General features: G+C 59.9%; 7 protein-coding genes. All 7 read right to left on the bottom strand.

The features are described from left to right. Positions 1-406, bottom strand: a 406-nt coding sequence (locus tag J7J55_07460) for an enoyl-CoA hydratase/isomerase family protein (protein MCD6142532.1), incomplete at its 3' end; no start/stop codon positions are given. A 10-nt stretch (positions 407-416) separates the two neighbouring features. Continuing rightward, positions 417-1,163, bottom strand: a complete 747-nt coding sequence (locus J7J55_07465; protein ID MCD6142533.1) for an SDR family oxidoreductase — start codon at positions 1,161-1,163, stop codon at positions 417-419. A gap of 18 nt (positions 1,164-1,181) precedes the next feature. Continuing rightward, positions 1,182-1,925, bottom strand: coding sequence for an SDR family oxidoreductase (locus J7J55_07470; GenBank protein MCD6142534.1), 744 nt, complete (start codon positions 1,923-1,925; stop codon positions 1,182-1,184). Between the two features lie 20 nt (positions 1,926-1,945). Continuing rightward, positions 1,946-2,683, bottom strand: a complete 738-nt coding sequence (gene fabG, locus J7J55_07475; GenBank protein MCD6142535.1) for a 3-oxoacyl-[acyl-carrier-protein] reductase — start codon at positions 2,681-2,683, stop codon at positions 1,946-1,948. Positions 2,684-2,700: 17 nt separating this feature from the next. Beyond that, on the bottom strand, positions 2,701-3,678 hold the full coding sequence (locus tag J7J55_07480; GenBank protein MCD6142536.1) for a ketoacyl-ACP synthase III: 978 nt from the start codon (positions 3,676-3,678) through the stop codon (positions 2,701-2,703). A 46-nt stretch (positions 3,679-3,724) separates the two neighbouring features. Further along, complete coding sequence (locus tag J7J55_07485; GenBank protein MCD6142537.1) at positions 3,725-4,174, bottom strand: Zn-ribbon domain-containing OB-fold protein; 450 nt, start codon at positions 4,172-4,174, stop codon at positions 3,725-3,727. A 10-nt stretch (positions 4,175-4,184) separates the two neighbouring features. After that, on the bottom strand, positions 4,185-5,345 hold the full coding sequence (locus J7J55_07490) for a thiolase domain-containing protein (GenBank protein MCD6142538.1): 1,161 nt from the start codon (positions 5,343-5,345) through the stop codon (positions 4,185-4,187). Positions 5,346-5,617: the final 272 nt, after the last annotated feature.

Raw genomic sequence — 5,617 nt, forward strand, 5'->3', positions numbered from 1 at the left:
CCTCCGGGAGGCCGATGCGGGCGTTCTCGCTTGCAATTCGGATATCGCATGCCAACGCAAACTCAAGCCCGCCGCCGAAGCACAGTCCGTTAATCGCTGCGACAAGGATCAACGGGCTGGCCTGCATGCGGTTGAACAGCCCCTGGATCCGTTTGGAGAAATCCCGTGCCTCAGCAGGAGAGAGCTCCATCATCTCCACTCCGTCCGCCCCCCCGATGAAGTACTCGTCTCCCGCACCGGTGTAAACTACGGCGCGGGTGGTGCCGCTCTCCAGGTGCTCCAGGTGACGCGTCACCTCATCGATAAGCTCGGAGTCGAGGGAGTTGCGGTCCCCGGTGCGGTTGATCTGCGTCCAGCATATCCCGTCCGATTCGCGGGAGATCAGGTGCGGAAACCGATCTTGCATCGTGCCTCCTTTAGATGACCAATCCTCCGTTGGGGCTGAACACCTGGCCGGTGAAGAAATCAGCGGCCGGGCTCACGAGGAACGCGACCAGACCGGCGATTTCCTCCGGGGTGCCGAACCGCTTGAGCGGCGTCTGCCGCAGGATGCGCTCCTTGAACTCGGGGTCGATCTTAGCGAGCATCGGCGTGGTCACGTATCCGGGCGCGATCACGTTCGCACGAATGTTGTAGCGTGCCACCTCCCGCGCCAGCGTCTTGGTCAGCTGGATCACCCCACCCTTGCTTGCACTGTAGTGGAGTGCACCCGGGGTGGGAATGAGCCCGGCTACCGAACTGAAGTTGATGATCCGGCCGGTTCGGTGCTCCTTCATCCACCGCACCGCCGCCCGGCAGGAGTAGAACGTCCCGTCCAGGTTGACCGCGATCATCCTCCTCCACTGTGCATCGGTCATATCCTCGATAAACACCGTCGGATCGAGGATCCCGGCTGCGTTTACCACGACGTCTAACCGGTCGGTGCACTCGCGTAGTTGAGCAAACAGCTTCTCCACCGCGGGGCTCTGGGAGACGTCCAATTGAAATCCACTTGCCGCACCTCCAGCAGCGGAGATTTCGGCGGCGACTCGTTCCGCTTGCGCATGGTCAAGATCGGCGATAAATACATCGAGGCCACGTCGTCCTAACTCCACGGCCGCGGCGCGTCCCATCCCCGAGCCTCCGCCGATGATGAGGACGGTCCTACATTCCTCTGTATGCATCGCCCCCCTTCTTTCTCCCTAAAGATCACGGAACAGCTCGTACGCCTTCCTCGACTTTCCCGTGGGGAAGATCACGACCTCGTCGGAAGAGAGCTGGGCAAATATCCCCTGTACTACCTCTTCCGGAGTATCCATCCGGTCCTTTAGCCGCTCGACCATCCCTGCCATCCTCTCTGCCCCGATGCTTTTCCGGTAGAAGTCGGTGTACACAAGCTGGGGACAGACAACCTTGACAGCGATCCCGGTCCCTTCCAGATCTCGACGCAGCCCGCGGGTGAATCCGACCACCGCGTGCTTCGCCGCGACGTATGGGGTCACGTTCGCCGAGTGAGCGACGACCCCGCCGATGGATCCAATATTGAGGATCATCCCAGAGCCTTGACGTTTCATGATCGGGATGACGAGCTGAGTGAGGAAGAAGACAGCGAATACGTTGACCTCGAACAGACGGCGGATATCGGCCTCGCTTGCATGTTCGATCGGCCCGTACATCCCGATTCCGGCGTTGTTGACCAGGATATCGATTCTCCCCCACCGGCGGAGCGTTTCCTCCACCAGGGTCTTTCTCTCCTTGTCCTGCGTGACGTCGCACCGGACAGGGAGGGTCTCATTCGGGCATTCCTTCGCGATCTCTTCCAGCTTTTCGCGCCGGCGGGCAGCAAGGGCCACGCGCACTCCCTGCTCGGATAAGGCGCGTGCCAGCACCGCGCCGATCCCTGCGCTCGCCCCGGTGACGATCCCGACCTTCCCGCTAAGCTCCATGCAATTAGTACACTCCTCCTTTACGGGATCAGCCCTCCGTCGACGCTCAGGACCGCGCCGTGGACGTAGTCTGACTCATCCGAGGCAAGGAACAGGTAAGCGTTTGCAATATCGCGTGGGGTCCCCAGTCGACCGAGAGGGGTCTTCTCCCGCATCATCGCCAGCACCTTCTCCGGAACGGAGCTCGTCATCTCCGTCTGGGTGAACCCAGGGGCGACGGCGTTGACGTTTATTCCCTTACGCCCGAGCTCACGCGCCCAGACCTTGGTCATCCCGATGATTCCCGCCTTGGTCGCCACGTAGTTCGTCTGTCCGAAGTTGCCGTACAGGGCGACGACAGAGGCCACGTTGATGATCTTTCCCTTCCCCTGGTCGATCATGACCGGAGCGACCGCCTGCGTCATGTTGAACGTCCCCTTCAGGTTCACCTTGACCACAAGGTCAAAGTCCTCCTCTGTCATCTTCACCAGGCGCGCGTCGCGTACTATACCAGCATTGTTGATCAGAATGTCGATGCGGTGGAACCTCTCCACCGTCTGTTCGACCGCGCGGTTGCAGCTCTCCCGGTCGGTCACATCCACCCGAACGAACAGGGCTTCGCCGCCGGCCGCCTCGATCGCGGCGGCCGTCTCCTGCCCGGAATCGACCACGTCGCAGATCACGACCTTCGCTCCCTCCCGGGAGAACAGGACCGCCGTCTCGCGCCCGATCCCCCGCGCGGCTCCGGTGATGATCGCCACTTTGTCCTTCAGTCGCACGTCCTTTACCTCCTTTCTCATACCCAGCGGAACAGCGCGGTCGAGAGGACGAATCCGGCCCCCGAGGTGCAGAAGGCGATCAGGTCCCCCGATTCGATCTTGCCCTGTTCGAGTGCGTCGTACAGCGCCATGAACACGGATGCGGAACCAGCATAGCCGAACTTGTCCGCCACCCAGTGTGTTCTCTCCATCGGTAGGCCCAGTACCTCCAGGGTCGCCCGCACCGTTGCCAACTCGACCTGATTCATCAACACCAGCTTGAGATCATGTGGTTCATACCCAGCCTGGGCCATCGTCTCCCGGAGAAGCTTGGGCCAACGGACGAGGTTGAAGTCGGGGGGGACGCGATGGCCGTTCTCATGGAAGCGAAGGAAGTGCTGTTTCCGCTCCACCATCTCGCGGGTCACCGGGCGCGCGGTTCCCAGGTATATCCCGTACGTATCCCAATAATCTCCCTCGGTCATCATCTTGGATGCCAAATAGCCCGGACCGTCGGCTGGAGTAAGGACCACCGCTCCCGCCCCGTCGCTGAACAGCATCCCCAACACCTTGGACGCCGACTGCGAATAAGGGCTCCAGTCGAGCCACTTGGTCATCCCATATGCGCCGATCACCACTACGTTGTTGATTGACGGATCGAGCGCGATGTAGTTCGATGCGATTGCCAATGCTATTGTCTCATCGGTGCACGCTGCGTTGATATCGAACGACCCGGCGTTGACCGCGCCCAGCTTGTGTTGAATGATCGCTGAGGTGGGAGGGGTGACGAAGTCCGGGGTGTCGGTGGCGAGGATGATCAGGTCGATGTCCTTCGGGGAGAGTCCCGCTTGATCGAGTGCGTTACGCGCCGCTTGGACAGCCATGTCGGATGTAGCCTCGCCGGCAGCGGCGCGGTAGCGGACTCCGATCCCCTTCTCCTTCAGGTACTCCTCTACGTCGTAATCCATCAACGCTGCGAGTTCGGCGTTAGTGATCCGTTCGGCGGGAAGATACATCCCTACTCCAGCGATTTTTGTGTATTGAAACGGTTTTGACATCTGTTTACTCCTCAGGTGGAGGCGCAAGGACGATCGTCGCCCGGCCGTCCGGCAGTATCTCGGGCATGGGCACCAGCTCCATTCCCACCCGCAGCTCTTTTCGGGGAATCCCTGGGATCCAACCCATAACTCGGACCCCGTTTTTCAACTCCACGATCCCCACCGGCGCGGGATGGTACTCGTAGCTTGCGAACGGTGCTGCGGTTGAGAGATCGGGTGTGAAGTGCTCCGGTGGGACGAAAATCGCGGTGAACGAGACCAACTTTCCTGTTCCGTTCAGCTCTATCCACTCCATCTGATCGGACAGGCAGCGGGAGCAGTCGTGCCGGGGCGGATAGTAGATCCTGCCGCACTCTTTGCATCTGGTGGCGAGGATCACACCGCGTTCGAGACCGGCGGCGAACTCACCGACCTTTGTGTGCTCAACGAGAAGCGAGAAGTCTCTAAATTCCATGGTTAACTCCTTAGTCGCGTCTGAAGATGTGCACTGCGGAGTGCTGCCCGTTTCCCCCTACGTTATGGGAAAGGCCGATCCGCGCATTGGGGACCTGACGACCGTGATCGGCCTCACCGCGCAGCTGTTTGGTGATCTCCACCGCCATCGCCACCCCGGTGGCTCCGATTGGGTGCCCCTTGGACTTCAGTCCCCCGTCAACGTTCACTGGGATGTCGCCGCCGATGTACGTCCTCTTCTCCTCGATCATCTTTCCGCCCTCACCCTTTTTGCAGAAGCCAAGATCCTCGTAGGCCACAATCTCGGCGATGGTGAAGCAGTCGTGCACCACCGCCACGTCCACGTCACGGGGTTCGATGCCTGCCATCGTATACGCCTGTTGCGCCGCTTCGACTGTGGCGTCGATGGTTGTCAGGTCGCGCCGATCCATCAGCGACAGGGTATCGGTCCCCAATCCGAGGCCGGTTATCCAGACCGGATCATTATTGAACCGCTTGGCCAACTTCTCGGAGGCAAGGACGATCGCCGCCGCTCCGTCGGAGATGAGACAGCAATCGTAGAGTTTGAGCGGATCGGCGACCGTTCGGGAACTCAGGGCCTTCTCCAGGGTGATCTCCTTTCGCATGTGGGCGTAGGGATTCAGTGCACCATAGTGGTGGTTTTTCACCGCTACCATCCCGAGCTGCTCCTCGGTTGTTCCGTATTTCGCCATGTGGGCGCGCGCGATGAGCGCATAGTAGCCGGGGAATGTCATCCCGAACGGATACTCCCAGATGAAGTCCCCCGCTCGTCCCAAAACGTCGGTCACCGCTGCGGTCGATACCTCAGTCATCTTCTCCGCACCAACAACCAGGACGACGTCCGCAAGCCCAGAGGCCACCGTCATCCATCCTGTGCGCACGGCCATGCTCCCTGAGGCGCACGCCCCCTCGACGCGGAAGCTCGGTTTCGGATAGAAATTTAGGTAATCGACAATCTGTGAAGATGGCTGTAGCGCAAAGCTTAGCTCGTCGGACGCGACGCTGACCACCATCGCCTTCACTTCATCCAGCGTGATCCCCGCATCGGTAAGGGCTCCTTTCACCGCCTCGAATGCGAGTTCTCGGAGTGAAGCATCGGAGCGCTGGCCGAATCGGCTTTGTCCGATGCCGATAATCCCCACCTTATCCATCATTCCTCCCTTCTACCAGGGATGCCCCTCTCGGTGAAATGACACCTGATTCAGGTTTCACTCTAGCACAAATCCCTACCGCAAGTCAACCCCTCGAAGTGCCTCATTGAAAAAGTTACCGAAGCCAGGGCGAATTCCTCAAAATTTGGGTTACCTAATCTGGAAGGAGGAAAAGGTGACCCGCAACAGCATCGAGGAACTGATTAAGTCCTGGAGGTCTAGAAGTAGTTTCAAAACCCTGCTTGCAGCGGTACAATAGGAGGTATGAGGGG

This window comes from Candidatus Bipolaricaulota bacterium, from assembly GCA_021159055.1.
Classification (GTDB): Bacteria; Bipolaricaulota; Bipolaricaulia; order UBA7950; family UBA9294; genus S016-54.

Bases quoted from the DNA above. Each gene is read 5' to 3' on its own strand.
- J7J55_07465 (MCD6142533.1), bottom strand. From the start codon at position 1,163: ATGCATACAGAGGAATGTAGGACCGTCCTCATCATCGGCGGAGGCTCG.
- J7J55_07470 (MCD6142534.1), bottom strand. From the start codon at position 1,925: ATGGAGCTTAGCGGGAAGGTCGGGATCGTCACCGGGGCGAGCGCAGGG.
- J7J55_07480 (MCD6142536.1), bottom strand. From the start codon at position 3,678: ATGTATCTTCCCGCCGAACGGATCACTAACGCCGAACTCGCAGCGTTG.
- J7J55_07485 (MCD6142537.1), bottom strand. From the start codon at position 4,174: ATGGAATTTAGAGACTTCTCGCTTCTCGTTGAGCACACAAAGGTCGGT.
- J7J55_07490 (MCD6142538.1), bottom strand. From the start codon at position 5,345: ATGGATAAGGTGGGGATTATCGGCATCGGACAAAGCCGATTCGGCCAG.